The sequence below is a fragment of the Porphyromonas crevioricanis genome (genome assembly GCF_900476255.1).
Taxonomy (GTDB): Bacteria; Bacteroidota; Bacteroidia; order Bacteroidales; family Porphyromonadaceae; genus Porphyromonas; species Porphyromonas crevioricanis.
In genome coordinates this window covers 860104-876956 of sequence record NZ_LS483447.1, presented here as the reverse complement: position 1 = coordinate 876956, position 16853 = coordinate 860104, and the positions used below count along the sequence as shown (strand labels likewise).

Genomic DNA, 16853 nt, shown 5'->3' with positions numbered 1-16853 from the left:
ATTTAGAAATGCGACAAAAAGCATCCGCCCGACATCATGTCTACTTCCTTCTCTATCCGTATCACGAAATGGAGGATACGGAAGAGAAATTCGTTGCTCTCTCTTTCGGCCGGACGGAGCGAATGATAAGGCTGGTAACCGTGTCTCTTGAAGACATGGGAGACAAAAAATACAAACTAAGAGAAGAAGGCACACTCATATCGGACAGCAGACATATTGTAGAAGCTGGTGAGCAATTTTGGTTCAAGGTCTACTACTCTGCCAATCAAGGTTGGAAATTATGGATAAAGACAGAAAGTGAGCCGGTCGGAGGCATAGCCGTAGGGCAGTCTCTCTATCTGCCGCCTGTGCCTTCCATCCAAGGACAACTGGGAATAGCTGTAAGCTACACCAATCGAAGCCGGGAGAGTGTGTGGATAGATGGATTGAAGGTATCGGCATCCTCTTCCCCAATGGACATTCCCGGTGTAGATCCATCGAAAGAGGACGAACAAGAGCCGACTGATCCAGGAAATACGACAGACATGGAACTTATACGTATCAATGAAATTATGGCCAATCCCCTGAAAGGCAGTGCCGAATACATTGAGTTGTATAATGGATCGGAGAAAGCGATAAAAGGAGACCGACTGGCGATCGGTATTGTTCGCAACGGAGAGGTAAAAACACTCTATCCTCTGCCAAAAGGCGTATTGCTCCCTCCCCAAGACTACATCGTATTGAGCGAAGATGCCGATCTGGTCGCTGCAAGCTATCCCTTTGCCATACGAAATCGGATACACACACTACCCTATTGGCCCAGACTCTCCAACAAAGGATGTAGCATCGCTCTCATTCTTATGGGGGAAGAGTATTTAGGGATTGACCAGGCGGAGTATAGCACAGCTTATTTTGAGAAAGAGCTCAAATCCAAGGCAGGGGTGGCTGCAGAAAAAGTTTCGCCTTTGCTCGATGGAGAGACTTCTTCGACTTGGCGATCCGCTTTGCCTCCTCACTATGCCAGCCCCGGACTACCTAATACCCGAGCAGAGAAAGGTCCTAACACTCCCTTGCCAGACATTGGAGAAAAGGAAGGGGAGAAAGAGAGGGCCGAAGGCTCCGTCTCACTTCAAACCCTGATGAAAAGATTTGTGCAGATGCTCAAAGATGATAAGAGCCTTACCGCGGAAATACGAGTATATACCCTTGACGGGCGCAGTATACGCAGATTTGGGCATGAGCAATGTATGCGCCTTACGACTCTGCTGGAGCATCCCCTTTTCAATCCTGGCAAAGCCATGCGCCTACAGCCGGGCAATTACCTGCTGGTGCTGGATGTAAAAGACGGAAAAGAAACTAAACAACTAGGTTACTCTCATTTTTTAATACAGGACTAAAACCTCAGCACAAGTTCTCTATGGCCGAAGCTGTGACACCAGTTTGTTTCATTCCGGAAGAGAGCTGTGCCGCCAAACGGAGAAAGAGATCAAAGAATACCATTCGGCTATTCACGTTGCGTCTGATATGCAGGCTTGCCAAATCCAATTCGGCACTAATACCTCGTACATTTTTACTCGATACAGCTCCGGCCATGCGTTCGGCCAATCGCTTTTCCGATGCGTTGAGATAAGAAATTTGCTCCAATCGCAAAGGATAGACATACAACTCCCGAAAGTAGGAGGCGAAAGCTTCAAGGAGTTCCAATTGCTCTTCCCGGCTTCTTTCGGCCAACTCGTCGGCCAAACGACGCATATCGAAGGGACGTGCAGGATTGAGTAACGCCAACAACCTCAAGAACACCACAAACCGGGCCTCTCTTGTCTTATCTCCCTGTAAATGATCCAATGCCTTGCGCATCAACCCTCCGGAAAGATGAGCAGCCTCTCGACAATCAGCATCCGAAACACCTTCAAGGCTCTTAGCTGACAAGGCCTTGTATATCTCCATCTCGCCAAGCAGTGGCAATTCGATCCGCTGAGTACGGCTCAAAATCGTAGGCAGCAATAGTTCCGGCTCGATAGAGGCCATGAATATGAGTGTTCGCTCCGGAGGCTCCTCTATAAATTTCAACAGCTTATTGCTGAGCGTCTCGTGCATTCGTTCGGGTTGCCAAATGATCAGCACTCGGTATTTAGCTTCAGCTATGCGGTAGCTCAATTGCTCATCCAACAGATCACTTTCACGACTATAAATCAGAGGACGACTGTTACCAGCCTTGATTGCCTGCAACCAGTCTGTCGCACTAAGGTATGGACGAGGGGCATACTCTCGCCATAGAGGCAAAAAGTCTTCTGTGCAAGATTTATCTCCCCCAACTATAGGAAAAAGATAGAACAGGTCGGGGTGTGCCAAAACATTATACTTGGCACAAGAGGGACAATGTCCGCAGGGCTCTCCTCCTGTTGGCTCCCAACAGTTGATATACTGCGCAAGAGCCAAAGCCAGAGCCAAAGCTCCGCTACCATCCGCTCCACTAAATAATAATGCGTGGGGCAAATGACCTTCATCTGCCAACTTCCTCAAACTTCTTTTCAAGCCTTCGTGGGCTGCTACATCATCGAATCTCATACGGAAGCATTCGTCTCGGGATTGGGTCAGCCTTGGCGTATCACATTGTATTCTTCACTACAACAGTCTACTATAGTAGAGGGTCTGCGCTCTACGATGCCAGCGTCTACGACAAGGGCTGCCTGCTCGGATTTATGCCGGGCATCATTTAGCTCCGCTATCAAATCAGGGTTGCACAAGTCTTGCGGATCCTCATCCTCCGGACAGGGAATAGAAGCCAACATCAGAGGAGCCTGCAATTCTCTCAACACAGCCAATGCAATGGGATGCTCGGCCAGCCGAAGCCCTAATTCCTTGCGCTGTCGGATACTCTTAGGGAGCATGCCGACAGCCGGCAGAATAAAAGTGTACCTTCCTCCATGTTCACGAATATAACGGAAAGCCCCATCGTTTATACGGCAATATTTGGCCGCCTCAGCCAGATCGGCACAGAGAATGGCCAAGGGGCGTTTGGTATTGGTATAGCCCTTGATACGGTAGAGCTTGTCTATGGCCTTGGGCTGGAGAGCATGACAGGCATAGCTATAGCCCGTGGATGTGGGAAGGACAACCACCTCACCTCTCTCTATCAGAGAGACTAAGTCCCGAATACTGCTCTCATCGGGCGCATCGGTATAGATTCTAAGGAGTGACACTGTCTTTGCTACTTATTGATAGGGTGAAATAATGACTCAGCCGGATGCTATCATCTCGATTGAACAAACCACAGTCGTAGAGCTGCTGCCAGGATTGCACACAGCCATTACGACGGATCAACTGCTCCAGCCGATTTTTTTGTTTGTAATTGAGATAGGGATGTCGAGGCAGGCTGTCTCCCGAGGGTTGCTGCAAGGCGATCTTTTCGGGAAGTCGCCCTATGCTGAAGTAAGGCTTGATTTGCGAGTATCGCTCATGATCCATCCCATAAACCTCTTGTAATTGCAGCACTGTATAGAACCCACCCAAACGCTTTCGATAGGCAACGATCCGTCTGGCAAAAGCTGGGCCTATGCCGGGCACAGTTGTGAGAGTTGCCGAATCGGCCGTATTGAGATCCACCCGGCTACCGGCTGTTAGTTTTTTCTTCGGCTTGTAGAGAATATGCTCCGGAGGGCCTGCATAGTCAGCTGATCTCTCTATCGAAGTATCGCGAGTGGTCTGAGGGAGTCTTTTTGCCTGCGTATTTTCTGTGCTGTCTGCCAGCGGTAGAGCTGTCTCCGTGGGGGAGGGATTATCGGCCCTGCCTGCCGGAAAAACTTCGATGAGCAAAACCAGAAGCAAGATCGAAACCGAAACGACACATAGCACGATCAGCTCAGACTTCCCTATATGCAGCCAGTTTCTCATCGAACTCTATTTTGAGTTATGATACCTTCTATTTTCCCATCCGACAAACAGATACGCCTATCGCACTGCATGGCTAACCCTTCATCATGTGTCACAATCAGGAATGATTGACCCGTATTGTGCCTTAACTCAAAGAACAAAGAGTGCAATTCTTCCTTATGTCTGCTGTCGAGGCTACCAGAGGGTTCGTCTGCCAGAATAATTGCAGGATGATTGATCATAGCTCGGGCCACAGCCACACGCTGCCGCTCTCCACCAGACAGTTCGCTGGGCTTGTGCTCCTTTCTGGCTGATAGACCCAACGTATCGAGCAATTCGGCAGCCGCTCTTCGCAGCTCCTCCCGTTTGCGTCTCATAATAAGCCCGGGGATCATTACATTCTCCAAAGCCGTAAACTCCGGCAACAACTGGTGTTGCTGAAACACAAATCCCAAATAACGATTGCGTATCTCGGCCAACTTATTGTCGCTCAGACCCGAAGTATCTCGCCCTTCTATCAATACTCGCCCACCCGGATCGGCCTTATCCAGCAAACCCAAAATCTGCAACAAAGTAGTTTTCCCAGCACCCGAAGGCCCTACAATAGCCACAATCTCGGCTTTGTGTACACTCAAATCAATCCCTTTGAGGACCTCCAGACTATCGAAAGTCTTGTGTATTTGTTCTGCTTTGAGAATCTCCATGACCCTACGAAGATACGACACTATTGTGATGAGAATGAATGATGTCGCTTGTTGCGAAATACTAACAGCCGGACAGCGTGCGAATAACCTCTGCTGCCATACGTATACCAAAAAGAGCTGGCATATAGCTCAAAGTCCCCGCTGTAGAGCGTTTGCAACATTCATCGGAAACGGAAATTACGGCATTGCTATCCGGCAACTCGGTAGAATATACCACAGGCACCCCTTTGCGAATACCCAAAGGACGGAGTCTTTTGCGCACAGAGCGTGCAAGCGTGCAGTTGTGACTGTGGCTAATATCGTCTACTTGTATGCAAGACGGATCGAGCTTGGCTCCGGCTCCCATGGAGCTGATGATCCGCAAGCCCCGCTGCAGAGATAGAGCAATGAGATATACCTTGGGACTGAGTGAATCGATCGCATCCAACACATAGTCGTACGGAGCTTCGTCGAGTAGAGACTCCATCGCTTCGTCCTTGACAAACATATGATGCACATACAACTCAATATCCGGATTGATATCTCGCAAACGCTCTGCCAAGACCTCAGTCTTAGGCCTGCCTATGCTGCTGTGCGTAGCTACCAACTGGCGGTTGATATTAGAGGGAGACACTTCGTCAGCGTCTACAATTGTCATGCGTCCTACTCCGGCTCTGGCCAGCATCTCAGCTGCCCAGCCTCCTACACCACCAAGACCTACTACCAAGACGTGAGCTGCAGAAAGGGCTCGTTGTCCTTTTTCGCCCAACAAGAGAGCGGTGCGAGATTGCCACTCAGGTATTGTAGCCGAACTCATTTAATACCACGTTTATTCAATTCCGCCTGATACCTTCTGGCGTTACTCAAATGCTCAGCATAGGTAGACGCAAAATTGTGATAACCCGAAAAATCCTCCTTCGCACACATATAGAGGTCATTACTCGGCTTAGAGTAGAGTAGACTGTCCATAGTAGATGGGCGAGCCAAACGAATCGGTCCGGGAGGCAAACCCTCTACCTGATAAGTGTTGTACGGTGATCTTACTCCCAAATAGGGCAATGTGATACGCCTAAGATCAAATCTCCCGGCTGCAAACTTTACCGTGGGATCAGCCTGTAGTCTCATCCCCCGACGATATCGATTGAGATAAAGCCGAGCTATTCGCCCATGTTCATCTCGTTTGGCAGACTCTTCTTCCACAATAGAGGCGATAATAGATACCTCTATGGGACTGAGTCTCAAACTGTCAGCTTGTGCCCGGCGTTTGTCCGTCCAGTATTCACGATAGCGAAGCTGCATACTTGCAAGCAATTCTTCCACGCTTACATTCCATGGGAAACTATAGTCTCCCGGCAAAAAAAGGCAACGGATCGTCTCGGTATCAAATCCACCCAAACTGTCACAAAGAGACGAATCGGACAGAGCTGCGGATAGCTCTTGAGAAGACATAGCCAAGTAGGAAGAAAAGAAAGAGACCAGTTCCCCCTGTGTTCTTAGCCCTCTTAATGTGAGGGAAACCGGCGTTTCTCCTCCCGACAAAAGTAAATTGCAGATCTCCTGCATACTCATATCGGGCAACAAGATATAGCGTCCTTGCCCTACTTTGGTCGAGGCTCCTCGCCAAGAAATATATGCGTGACTCAAGCGAGGCTTTCGCAAAGGAGTTTTTTGCTCCAGCAAATCAATAGCCCGACTAAGCGTAAGCCCAGGTTTAAGGAAAAGATGAGTTGTATCAGCTCCTTGCACAGCCGGCAAAAAAGCAACTTGTCGGTATGCGTAGGAAAAAGTACCCAGAAAGACCAGTAGCAAAATACCTGGGATGAGAAAAAGTAGCAAGCGAGACTTGGACTTGGTCCGTTTGCGTCTATATCTGCGACTTTTATTTGATCGTTTTGTTTTCATCGCCTCAAAGTTACAAATAGAGACCATTGCACAGTCCTCGATAAGACCCTTTGCATGGGTTCCCAAATAGCAAATTTTATTTGCCGTTTTGTTGATTTTGCAGAATGCAGTAATCCAGAAAGCATTGAGGTTGAGGGCATAGGGAGTATACTTGTTGCATACAACCGAGCCTTGTGTGGCCCCCTCCAATTCCTTCGAGTTTCAGCAGGCAACATACTTGTTGCATATGACCGAACCTTGTGTGGCCCTCTCCAATTCCTTCGAGTTTCAGCAGGTAATATACTTGTCGCATAAGACTTGATCCAGAATAGTGAAAATAATGCAGCAAGCACCGTGTTATGCAAATGGTTCCTCAATATAAATCCTCGGGGTTCTTTCTTAGGGGCGCGCAAGACCGTATATATTTATTCATTTCCTTGTTATTATGTTTTCTTTTACCATGCTTTTCCTACTCAAATTGGAGCTATTTTGATCGTGTTTTTCCTCTCTTTTTTGATGCCCATAGGAGACGTTTTTTGCTGACACGGGAGGAAACAAAATTCTCTCCTGTGAAAAATTTTATTCTCTCCTGTGTTAGCAAAAATTCTCTCAGGAGAAAAAATCGACCCCTCCAGAACGCCCTATTCATCGGCATTCTGAAGGGTGGTCATAAAAGGCATAAAGAGGGGGTACCTTCTCCTGGCTTTAGGGCCTTTTTCTCCTCTATTTTTCCGATTTTCATCACAGTCAAAAATTTACAAAACATGTCGCATTTAACAATACAAGAAGAGGGCTTCTGAAGCTACCGCAGGGCGAGGGTTCTCCGTTGTTTTGTGGGAGGAGGGAGGCTTAGTCGAAGTGCATCACACGTCCCGGACTGATCCGCCCGACAATGCGAGACGGACCAAGTAGCATGAGCATGATAAGGGTCGTTGCACCCAGATTGACTGCCAACCACAGCAGAGGATCTATCTCTATCGGCACATGACTCATATAGTACATTTCCCTGTCTAACTTGACAATCTGGAAATGTTTCTGCAATAGACAGACGAGTAGTGCAATGGCATTACCCCAAAACAGACCTTTAAGGATAAGGAAAAGGCTCAAGCGAATAAAGACAGCTCTCAGTCCTCTGTCGGTTGCCCCCAACGCTTTCAAAATACCGATCAGAGAGGTCTTGTCCAGCACTAGTATTGTAAGACCGGCAATCATGGTGAAACCCGCAACTAGAGCAATCAGAATGAGTAAGATATAGACGTTGGAATCAATCATTTCGAGCCAAGCGAACATTTGCGGGTTGAGGTCTTCGGCACGGCTTACTCCCAAGGCTGGTCCCTGTGGTATGGCATCGCTTTTACTCAGCCTTTCCAAGACCCGCTCCTGCATTTGTTCAGAAGGGATACGCTCCGTCATAATCCGGATATTCGTCACCTCATCGGTTTGCCGAGAGAGCATTCGCCGGAGAAGTTCTATCGGCACAACAGCCGGGGAGGTTTTGCCGGTTCCCTCATAGATAGCCGCCACAGACAGCTTACGCAACCGTATATTTCCCTCATTGGTGCTGTATATCTTCACCGGATCTCCTACTTGCAGGTCGAGTTGCTCTGCTATCTCTCGAGTAAGCATAACCGGATTTTGCGACAGTCGTTGCTTATCCCAGGGAGGTGGAGTGCCACTCAAAATCAGACTGTTTAAGTTTCCCATGCTGTACGAAGAATCAATTCCCATGACGGGAAGTCCGGCAAATGCGGAGTCTGTTTTGAGTATAGCAGTGCTGATAATGATAGGGTTTGCCTCCACGATACCGGGGATGAACCGGAGTTCGTCAAGCAACTTTTCTCCTGTTCCCCAAAAAAGAATGGAGCGATCGAGCGGACTGATAGCCAAATCTCCAGTAGTAGATCGTATATATTCGGCTGTTTGCTGCTTGAAGCCCAGGGTAACAGCTACCGAGAGCAACATAATAGAAGAACAAAGAGCCACCCCTATGATAGATATGCGTATGATAGGATTAAGCCCGGGCCGATGTCGGCCGTGCTTACTTCTGAAAAGGCGACGGGCGATGAAAGAGGAGAAGCTCACGATCTTATTGAGGGTTGAAATATCTTGCTGAGAAGCTCTACCAGAAGTTCTTTGTTGGAGATACCGGCCTGTGCTTCGACTCCTTTGGAGGCAGCGTCAGTCAGACGTATTTGGTGTATGATCTCATACACCTGCATCGGAGAGTAAAGTCTTAGCCCTACCATATAGTCTCGGGCTTGAAATCTCTGTTTGAAACCCAATCCCTCCATAAGTCCGTTTTCGCTCTTATCGGGGAGGTAGTGAGCTGCCATAAGGAGAGAAAAATAATTGAAGAGTACAGCCAATGTTGGTTGGATAGGATTAGCCTTTTCGTTTTGCCCAAAAGTAACAGCTATGCGATAGGCCTTGGCCGTGTCTCTCTTTATGATCGCCCTGAGGAGCTCAAAACTGTTGAACTCTCGGCTTATGCCTATATGCCGCTCTATCAGGTCTGCCGTGATTTGCATTCGTTTCCCTTCGGCCTGCAGGATCAGGATGAGCTTGTCTATTTCCTGTTTGATCTTGGCAAGGTCATTGCCGAGAAAGTCAGCCAACATTTCCGTAGATCGAGGGTCAATAAGGCAGTTGTGCTCCGATGCCATAGAAGCGATGGCATCCGTCAGTCGATAATCAGGCACACGCAAGGATTCAAAAACAACACCGACTTGTTCTATTGTTTTGAACAGTGATTTTCGTTTGTCTGCTTTCTTCTTTTGTGCAAGTACCAATGTCGTTGTCTCGGGCAACTCTTTGAGGTAAGGCTCCAACTTTTCGAGGTCGGAGACCAACTGGGCCTCTCTGATCACGATTAGGAGTTTCTGCCCAATCATGGGCAGACGCATGGATTCTGAGATAATGTCCCGGGCTTTGATCTCTTTGGAGCCATACAAAGTCGTCTGATCGAAGTCTTTGTCCTCTTCTGCAACAAGCTCTCTTTCAAAGAGAGCGGTCAGGCTGTCTATATAATACGGTTCATCACCGCACAGCAGGTAGACTCGGCCCGTTTTTTTCTTTCGTATCGACTGTACAATGGAGGAATAGGAAGTCATGGTCTAATCAGTCTGCGCACAGAAACTTTTTTCTACCAACTGAATTTGATATGCCTGATTGTATCTCTGTCACTCTGTAGCACCCTTATGGCTTCGATACCCAAATCTAAGTGATCGGCAGCATAGCTGCGAGTAACAGCCCTATCCGAAGCCTCTGTCTTTATCCCATCGGCCTGCACAGGCATATCGGAGATCAGTAGCAATGCTCCGGTAGGAATCTTGTTGGCAAAGCCGGCGGTAAAGAGCGTGGCAGTCTCCATATCGATACCTGTGGCGTGTGTCTTTTTCAAAAAGTCTCTGAATTGTCCGTCATGCTCCCAAACTCGACGATTCGTTGTATAGATAGTGCCTGTCCAATAGTCTTCTTTCCTGTCCGCCAAAGCCGAAGAAATAGCTCGCAACACGGAAAAAGAAGGCAAGGAGGGGACATCATGCAGCAAGTAGTCATCGCTTGTTCCCTCTCCTCGTATGCCGGCAATGGGAAGCACATAGTCTCCCACTTTGTTGGCCTGTTTGAGTCCGCCGCATTTACCCAGAAAGACAACCGCCTTGGGCGATACGGCAGATAGCAAATCCATTATCGTTGCGGCATTGGGGCTCCCCATGCCAAAGTTGATAAGGGTGATACCTTCGGCAGATACCGTGCTCATAGGCAAGCCTAAGCCCTCCACTTCCACACCGAACTTGGCTGCAAATAGCTCCAAATAATGAGCGAAGTTGGTGATCAAAATATAAGGATCGAAATCGGACAGTTTGCGCCCTGTGTAGCGGGGGAGCCAATTCTCTACTATTGCTTGCTTTGTGAGCATATTGTTACCTTTGTCTCTGCTGTTTGGAGGCCTTTTTTACCGGAAAGGAACCTCTACGAAAAGAGCAAGAGCAAAGATAGATGAATACTCTGAACCTACCCCCTTGTGATCTTCGTCTTCGAGAGGAGGACGGAGGGCGGCTCTATGTATTCGATCCTCTCCGTGGCAAATATGTACGCTTCACCCCGGAGGAAGAGGTTCGGCAGCGTTTTGTGCAGCACTTGATAACCGACATGGGCTATCCTCCCGGGCTGTTGGCCAATGAATTTGAGATAGAAGTAGGGCGAGTAAAGAAACGCTGTGATACGGTCGTATTCGACTCCAGCCTAAAACCATTGCTGATTGTCGAATACAAAGCTCCTCGAGTATCTATAGGAGAAGCAGTGGTACGTCAGGCAGTGCAGTATAACTACAGCTGTCGCGTGCCATATATCGTATTGAGCAACGGCCTTGCCCATGTTGCTTTTGCCATAGACTATGCAACCAACAGCGTAAAGCCGCTGGATCATATTCCCTCCTACACCGAGCTGCAGAGGGAGAGGAGAGATGACAGCTCAGGCTCCAGTACAAAGCTTTCGGAATAAATTTATTCAATAATAAGACAGATTATTTATGCCGTTTTTAGAAGCACGTCATGTGCACAAACGCTATGCCAACCACGTTGCTCTCGATGATGTAAGCATCTCTGTAGAGCAGGGCAAAGTGTTCGGTCTGTTGGGCCCGAATGGAGCCGGCAAGACATCTCTTATCCGTATTATCAACCGCATTACAGCTCCGGACAAAGGAGAGGTACTGATAGAGGGAAAGCCCTTGGCAGCCAAGGATGTTTCTCGCATAGGATATTTGCCGGAGGAGCGAGGCTTGTATCGCAAAATGAAAGTCGGCGAGCAGGCCATCTATTTAGCCCGTCTCAAAGGGATAGATACCGCTACGGCCACCGCTCGTTTGAGGGAATGGTTCGATAAGTTCGACATCATGCCCTGGTGGAACAAAAAAGTCGAAGAGCTATCCAAAGGGATGCAACAAAAGATACAATTCGTCTCCACCGTGATACATGAGCCGGAGTTATTGATATTCGATGAGCCATTCAGCGGTTTTGACCCGGTGAATGCCGATTTACTCAAAGCCGAGATCCTGAACCTGAGAGATAAAGGACGCACGGTCATCTTTTCGACACACAATATGCAGTCTGTGGAGGAGGTTTGCGATGATATTGCTCTGGTAAACAGTGCGCATATCGTGCTCAATGGCTCCGTGGAGGAAATCAAGAGACAGCACAGCGAGGGGCTTCTCAAGATAGTTCTGGAGTCTTCCGACACCCTGCCACAGAGCTACCTCGATAGCCTCAGTGTTTTGGAATACAAGACAAGGGGAGGACGCCATACGATCCGCTTCCGTCGCCCGACAGGCGTGCACAATCAGGAGGTAATAGCCGGCATCCCCTCCTCCTGCAATTTGCTTCTCTTCGAGGAAGAGCTTCCCTCGATGCATGATATTTTCGTCAAAACAGTAAAGAACAATACACATGAGCAACAATAAGATCAGCGTAATCATTGGCCGTGAGTATGCCATACGGGTGAGGAAGAAAAGCTTCTGGATTATGACCTTCCTCATGCCTATACTGTTTGCAGCCATTACAGTCTTGCCGATCTTCATTGCCCAATGGGCCAAAGACGAGCAAAAGACCATCGCAATCATCGATCCTACGGGAGAATACCTGCCTCTTTTTCATGACAACGAGGACTTCCGCTATGTACCTGCCGATAGGACTTTGGAAGAATACAGAGATTTGGCTTCCTCTAAAAGCGACGAAGAGCACGTCACGGCAATAGTGGATATTTCTGGTCCCTTGCTTGAGGGGGATTCTCTCTATCTGGCAGGCGACAAGCTCAAAATTTATTCCTACAAACAGCTACCCAGTAAACTGGCAGGAGAAGTAGAGCGAACACTGGAAACCTACCTCACGAACAAACGCCTGGATTCGTACCAAATAGAGGGGCTAAAAGAAATGATTGAGCAATCCAAAGTAGACCTCTCCATTCCCACCTACAAATGGGGTGAGGCCGGTAATACCGAGCGTACTTCAGGCGATGTGGCCGGCATTATAGGGATGGTTCTCACCGGGATAAGCTATATGTTCATCATGATGTATGGGGGAATGGTCCTTCAGGGAGTACTGGAGGAAAAGAAAAGCCGTATTATGGAGGTAATGGTCAGCTCTGTAAAACCATTTGACATGATGATGGGGAAAATACTTGGAGTGGGGTTAGTCGGGCTCTCTCAGATCTTCCTTTGGTTTGTCCTCACCGGAATACTCTTCTTCGTTCTTCAATTCGCATTGTTGGGCGGGATATACAGTGCCAATACCCTAACTGCGGTACAAAATCCCGAACAGTTGGGGATCTCCTCTCAAATGGGGATGGAAAACTTCAGTCAGGTACAAGATGTGATGAGTATTATTGCCGGGATCAACTTTACGGAGATCCTTACTCTTTTCGTACTCTACTTCATAGGAGGGTATTTGCTCTACGCAGCTCTTTTTGCAGCCATTGGCTCTGCAGTATCCAGTGACGAAGACACCAATCAGTTTGTCATACCAGTGTCGATACTGATGCTTTTCTCTTTCTATGCAGCCTTTGGCTCTCGTGACAACCCCGACGGTCCATTGGCCTTTTGGAGCTCCCTCTTTCCGTTTACCTCTCCGGTTGTTATGATGGTTCGCCTCCCTTATGAAGTCCCGCTGTGGCAGGAGATTTTGAGTATCGGTCTGCTATTCCTCACCTTCGTAGGTGTCACTTGGCTGGCCTCGAAGATCTACCGCGTAGGTGTGCTGATGTATGGCAAAAAGCCCTCGTTCAAGGAGATGTGGCGATGGATCAATTATAATTGAAAAGAACAAGGAGTGTCGTAAACAAATCGGCACTCCTTTTTTTTATGGCAAAAAGATTGAAAGATGGCAGAGAAGCCTCTCACAAATCGCTTTTCGACAAGCTCCTTTGTGAGAGAGAGGACACACGGACAAGGTGCTGTCGGATAGGCAGATTTTAAGTACATTTGCGCACAAATAAGCAAATTCGACAATCATATTTTTATGGATCGAAAGTTTAGAGAATATAATCAGCTCAACCTCTCGAAGATCAACAAAGAGGTATTGGAGAGCTGGCAAGAGAATGACATTTTTGCTCGTAGCCTGAAAGAGAGAGCCGAAGCACCGAGTTTTGTCTTCTACGAGGGTCCTCCTTCGGCCAATGGTATGCCGGGTATCCATCACGTGATAGCACGGTCTATCAAGGATATATTCTGTCGCTATAAGACAATGAAGGGTTTTCTGGTCAACCGCAAAGCCGGCTGGGACACTCACGGGTTACCCGTAGAACTGGGAGTGGAGAAGAAACTCGGCATTACCAAGGAGAGCATTGGCAAGACGATCAGTGTGGCAGACTATAATGCAGCATGCCGCAAAGAGGTGATGAAATACACCTCCGAATGGATGAACCTAACCGACCGTATGGGCTATTGGGTCGATATGGAGCATCCCTACATCACTTACGACAATCGCTATATTGAGACCCTGTGGTATCTGCTCAAAGAGATATATAACAAGGGTTTGCTCTACAAAGGCTATACTATACAGCCTTACTCACCGGCTGCCGGCACCGGACTCAGCACGCATGAGCTGAACCAGCCGGGTTGCTACAGAGATGTGAAAGACACCACTTGCGTTGCCCAGTTCAAGATACTGGATCCCAAGCCGGAGATGACACAGCATGGAGAGCCCTTCTTTTTGGCTTGGACAACAACGCCTTGGACGCTTCCCTCCAACACGGCTCTCTGTGTGGGCCCTGAAATTACCTACTCGATTATCCAAACATACAACCCCTACTCTTCTGTTCCCATTACGGTTGTCATGGCCGAAGCCCTTGTTGGGACGCTCTTTAGCCCCAAGCATGAGGGGGAGGAAGCCATGTCTACTTTCAAGCCGGGAGACAAGGCAGTTCCCTATCGTGTAGTAGGCAGCTGCAAAGGAAAAGAATTAGTAGGGATGCACTACGAACAGCTGATCCCTTGGGTAAATCCCGGAGAAGGGGCCTTCAGAGTTATCAGTGGGGATTTCGTAACAACCGAAGACGGTACCGGTATTGTACATATTGCACCGACTTTCGGTGCCGATGACGATCGTGTAGCCAAAGCTGCCGGAGTGCCACCGCTCATGCTGCTTGACAAAGACGGCAACCGCCGCCCCATGGTCGATCTGCGTGGCCGTTTCTACAAGGTGAGGGATTTAGATCCTGATTTTGTAGAGAGATATATAGACTTACCCCTCTACGATGTATATGCCGGACGATATGTAAAAAACGCCTATGACAGTCGCCTGACCGAAGAGGATGAGACATTGGACGTGTCGATCTGCGTAATGCTCAAGATGCAAGGGAAAGTTTTCCGCATCGAACGTCACACACACAACTATCCACACTGCTGGCGCACCGACAAGCCTGTGCTTTATTATCCGTTGGACAGCTGGTTTATCCGCACAACTGCTGTGAAAGACCGGATGATAGAGCTTAACAAAACAATCAACTGGAAACCGGAATCCACCGGTACGGGACGCTTCGGGAAGTGGCTGGAAAACTTACAGGACTGGAACCTCTCTCGCAGTCGTTTTTGGGGCACTCCCCTACCTATCTGGCGCAGCGAAGACGGTAGCGAAGAACTCTGCATAGGATCGGCAGAAGAATTGATGCGTGAGATAGACAAGGCTGTCGCAGCTGGACTGATGTCTAAGAATCCCTATCAAGGTTTCGTAGTAGGGGACTACAGCCGTGCCAACTACGACAAGATAGACCTGCACCGCCCATATGTGGATGACATTATACTGCTATCCCCTAAAGGACAACCAATGCACAGAGAGGCGGATCTCATAGACGTGTGGTTCGACTCGGGCGCAATGCCCTACGCACAGCTCCATTACCCATTTGAACACAAAGAGGACGTGGAGAACGGCAAACTGTTGCCGGCCGACTTTATTGCTGAGGGTGTAGACCAAACTCGGGGATGGTTCTTCACCTTGCACGCTATTGCCACGATGATCAGTGACAAGACGGCCTTCCGCACAGTCGTTTCCAATGGTTTGGTGCTGGACAAGAACGGCAACAAGATGAGCAAACGTCTTGGCAATGCAATAGATCCTTTTGAGACAATAGAAGAATACGGTTCCGACCCTCTGCGCTGGTACATGATTACCAATGCTTCCCCCTGGGATAATATCAAATTCGACATAGAAGGAATAGAGGAAGTGCGCCGCAAATTTTTCGGGACACTCTACAACACATACCAATTCTTTGCACTGTACGCCAATCTCGATGGGTTCGATAGGACGGAGCCTTTGGTGGAAGTCTCCGAACGCCCGGAGATAGACCGCTGGATCCTTTCTTCTCTGAATACATTGATCGAGGAAGTAGACACCCAGCTTGAGCAATATGAACCAACCCGGGCAGCCAGAGCCATAGGCGAATTTGTGACTGAACAGCTAAGTAACTGGTATGTGCGCCTCTCCCGTCGCCGCTTCTGGGCTGGAGATATGACCAGAGATAAACTCTCAGCCTATCAAACGCTCTACTACTGTCTGATCTCCGTTTCTAAGCTCATGGCTCCGATAGCTCCGTTCTATGCGGACAGGCTTTACCGAGATCTCACAGACCACCTCCCAAAGAGCCAAGACTCGGTGCATCTGTGCAAATTCCCGAAAGTGAACGAATGTTTCTTCGACAAGCGTCTGGAGAGAAGTATGAGTTTGGCTCAGCTTATCACCTCCATGGTGTTGTCTCTGCGTCGCAGAGTGAATATCAAGGTTCGTCAACCATTGCAAACACTCATGATCCCGATTGCAGAGGGGCGCGAGAAGCGTGCGATAGAGTCTGTTGAAGAACTAATTTTGAGCGAGGTGAATGTCAAGGAGCTTCGCTATGTGGATGACAACAGTGGAGTTCTGGTCAAGCGTATCAAACCCGACTTTAAGAAACTCGGTCCTCGCTATGGCAAGGTGATGAAGGCCTTGGCTGCTGCCGTACAGCAAATGAGTCAGGAGGACATCCGCACGCTGGAGCGTGATGGGAGCTTTGAGCTGAGTTTTTCGGCAAACGAACCCTCGGCTGTCATCACGACTGCTGATGTAGAAATTATTTCTGAAGATATTCCCGGCTGGCTGGTGACTAATGAAGGGGCTATCACGGTAGCTTTGGATATTACCGTAACGGACGAACTTCGCACCGAAGGCTTGGCCAGAGAGTTTGTCAATCGCATCCAAAATCTACGCAAACAGAGTGGATACGATTTGAGCGACCGAATCGATTTGCTGGTTCTCTCTTCGGATGTAATGGATGAGGTAATCGATCTCTACCACGACTATATAGCACGAGAAGTGCAAGCCAACCGCATAGAAATAACCGATGTGGTTAGCGATGGAGTAGAACTGGATTTCGATGACTTTGGGTTACATGTACAAATCGAAAAATGTTAAT

The 16853-nt window shown here is 48.4% G+C and carries 14 protein-coding genes; 5 read left to right on the top strand and 9 right to left on the bottom strand.

All coding sequences use genetic code 11. The features are described from left to right. Window positions 1-8: 8 nt before the first annotated feature. Window positions 9-1376 carry a lamin tail domain-containing protein gene (locus DQN70_RS03940; protein ID WP_145980597.1) on the top strand — a complete coding sequence of 456 codons (1368 nt, stop codon included), beginning with the start codon at window positions 9-11 and terminating at the stop codon, window positions 1374-1376. A 4-nt stretch (window positions 1377-1380) separates the two neighbouring features. Here DQN70_RS03940 and DQN70_RS03935 read toward each other — a convergent pair whose 3' ends face one another. The 9 genes from DQN70_RS03935 to DQN70_RS03890 all read right to left on the bottom strand — a co-directional run bounded on the left by DQN70_RS03935 (window position 1381) and on the right by DQN70_RS03890 (window position 10335). Further along, window positions 1381-2547 (bottom strand): DNA polymerase III subunit, encoded by a 1167-nt coding sequence (locus DQN70_RS03935; RefSeq protein ID WP_023936600.1) that lies wholly within the window; start codon window positions 2545-2547, stop codon window positions 1381-1383. 26 nt (window positions 2548-2573) lie between these two features. Next, window positions 2574-3182 (bottom strand): L-threonylcarbamoyladenylate synthase, encoded by a 609-nt coding sequence (locus DQN70_RS03930; RefSeq protein WP_036887297.1) that lies wholly within the window; start codon window positions 3180-3182, stop codon window positions 2574-2576. Continuing rightward, window positions 3169-3873, bottom strand: a complete 705-nt coding sequence (locus DQN70_RS03925) for a ComEA family DNA-binding protein (protein WP_023936596.1) — start codon at window positions 3871-3873, stop codon at window positions 3169-3171. The genes DQN70_RS03930 and DQN70_RS03925 overlap by 14 nt, the downstream gene beginning before the upstream one ends. Next, window positions 3870-4550 carry an ABC transporter ATP-binding protein gene (locus DQN70_RS03920; RefSeq protein ID WP_036887298.1) on the bottom strand — a complete coding sequence of 227 codons (681 nt, stop codon included), beginning with the start codon at window positions 4548-4550 and terminating at the stop codon, window positions 3870-3872. The genes DQN70_RS03925 and DQN70_RS03920 overlap by 4 nt, the downstream gene beginning before the upstream one ends. A 67-nt stretch (window positions 4551-4617) precedes the next feature. Beyond that, window positions 4618-5352, bottom strand: a complete 735-nt coding sequence (locus tag DQN70_RS03915; RefSeq protein WP_023936592.1) for a tRNA threonylcarbamoyladenosine dehydratase — start codon at window positions 5350-5352, stop codon at window positions 4618-4620. Next, entirely contained in the window at window positions 5349-6437 is a 1089-nt protein-coding gene (gene mltG / locus DQN70_RS03910; RefSeq protein WP_036887299.1) for an endolytic transglycosylase MltG, read from the bottom strand. Before mltG ends, DQN70_RS03915 begins: the two co-directional genes overlap by 4 nt. 828 nt (window positions 6438-7265) lie before the next feature. Beyond that, window positions 7266-8498, bottom strand: a complete 1233-nt coding sequence (locus DQN70_RS03900; RefSeq protein WP_023936588.1) for an ABC transporter permease — start codon at window positions 8496-8498, stop codon at window positions 7266-7268. Continuing rightward, window positions 8495-9526, bottom strand: coding sequence for a DNA polymerase III subunit delta (gene holA, locus DQN70_RS03895; RefSeq protein WP_023936586.1), 1032 nt, complete (start codon window positions 9524-9526; stop codon window positions 8495-8497). The genes DQN70_RS03900 and holA overlap by 4 nt, the downstream gene beginning before the upstream one ends. A 32-nt stretch (window positions 9527-9558) precedes the next feature. Further along, window positions 9559-10335 (bottom strand): AMP nucleosidase, encoded by a 777-nt coding sequence (locus DQN70_RS03890; RefSeq protein ID WP_023936584.1) that lies wholly within the window; start codon window positions 10333-10335, stop codon window positions 9559-9561. A gap of 80 nt (window positions 10336-10415) precedes the next feature. Between DQN70_RS03890 and DQN70_RS03885 the strand changes: the two genes are divergently transcribed. The 4 genes from DQN70_RS03885 to ileS all read left to right on the top strand — a co-directional run bounded on the left by DQN70_RS03885 (window position 10416) and on the right by ileS (window position 16852). After that, a complete protein-coding gene (locus DQN70_RS03885; protein ID WP_023936580.1) occupies window positions 10416-10919 on the top strand; it encodes a type I restriction enzyme HsdR N-terminal domain-containing protein in 504 nt (167 codons plus the stop codon). A gap of 28 nt (window positions 10920-10947) precedes the next feature. Beyond that, window positions 10948-11874 carry an ABC transporter ATP-binding protein gene (locus DQN70_RS03880; protein WP_023939880.1) on the top strand — a complete coding sequence of 309 codons (927 nt, stop codon included), beginning with the start codon at window positions 10948-10950 and terminating at the stop codon, window positions 11872-11874. After that, entirely contained in the window at window positions 11861-13225 is a 1365-nt protein-coding gene (locus DQN70_RS03875) for an ABC transporter permease (RefSeq protein WP_023939882.1), read from the top strand. The genes DQN70_RS03880 and DQN70_RS03875 overlap by 14 nt, the downstream gene beginning before the upstream one ends. A gap of 201 nt (window positions 13226-13426) precedes the next feature. Further along, window positions 13427-16852 carry an isoleucine--tRNA ligase gene (gene ileS, locus DQN70_RS03870; RefSeq protein WP_023936572.1) on the top strand — a complete coding sequence of 1142 codons (3426 nt, stop codon included), beginning with the start codon at window positions 13427-13429 and terminating at the stop codon, window positions 16850-16852. Window position 16853: the final 1 nt, after the last annotated feature.

Excerpts from the sequence above, each read along its gene's own strand:
- DQN70_RS03885 (WP_023936580.1), top strand. The coding sequence starts at position 10,416 with ATGAATACTCTGAACCTACCCCCTTGTGATCTTCGTCTTCGAGAGGAG.
- DQN70_RS03880 (WP_023939880.1), top strand. The coding sequence starts at position 10,948 with ATGCCGTTTTTAGAAGCACGTCATGTGCACAAACGCTATGCCAACCAC.
- DQN70_RS03915 (WP_023936592.1), bottom strand. The coding sequence starts at position 5,352 with ATGAGTTCGGCTACAATACCTGAGTGGCAATCTCGCACCGCTCTCTTG.
- DQN70_RS03925 (WP_023936596.1), bottom strand. The coding sequence starts at position 3,873 with ATGAGAAACTGGCTGCATATAGGGAAGTCTGAGCTGATCGTGCTATGT.
- DQN70_RS03875 (WP_023939882.1), top strand. The coding sequence starts at position 11,861 with ATGAGCAACAATAAGATCAGCGTAATCATTGGCCGTGAGTATGCCATA.
- DQN70_RS03935 (WP_023936600.1), bottom strand. The coding sequence starts at position 2,547 with ATGAGATTCGATGATGTAGCAGCCCACGAAGGCTTGAAAAGAAGTTTG.
- mltG (WP_036887299.1), bottom strand. The coding sequence starts at position 6,437 with ATGAAAACAAAACGATCAAATAAAAGTCGCAGATATAGACGCAAACGG.
- holA (WP_023936586.1), bottom strand. The coding sequence starts at position 9,526 with ATGACTTCCTATTCCTCCATTGTACAGTCGATACGAAAGAAAAAAACG.
- DQN70_RS03890 (WP_023936584.1), bottom strand. The coding sequence starts at position 10,335 with ATGCTCACAAAGCAAGCAATAGTAGAGAATTGGCTCCCCCGCTACACA.
- DQN70_RS03940 (WP_145980597.1), top strand. The coding sequence starts at position 9 with ATGCGACAAAAAGCATCCGCCCGACATCATGTCTACTTCCTTCTCTAT.
- ileS (WP_023936572.1), top strand. The coding sequence starts at position 13,427 with ATGGATCGAAAGTTTAGAGAATATAATCAGCTCAACCTCTCGAAGATC.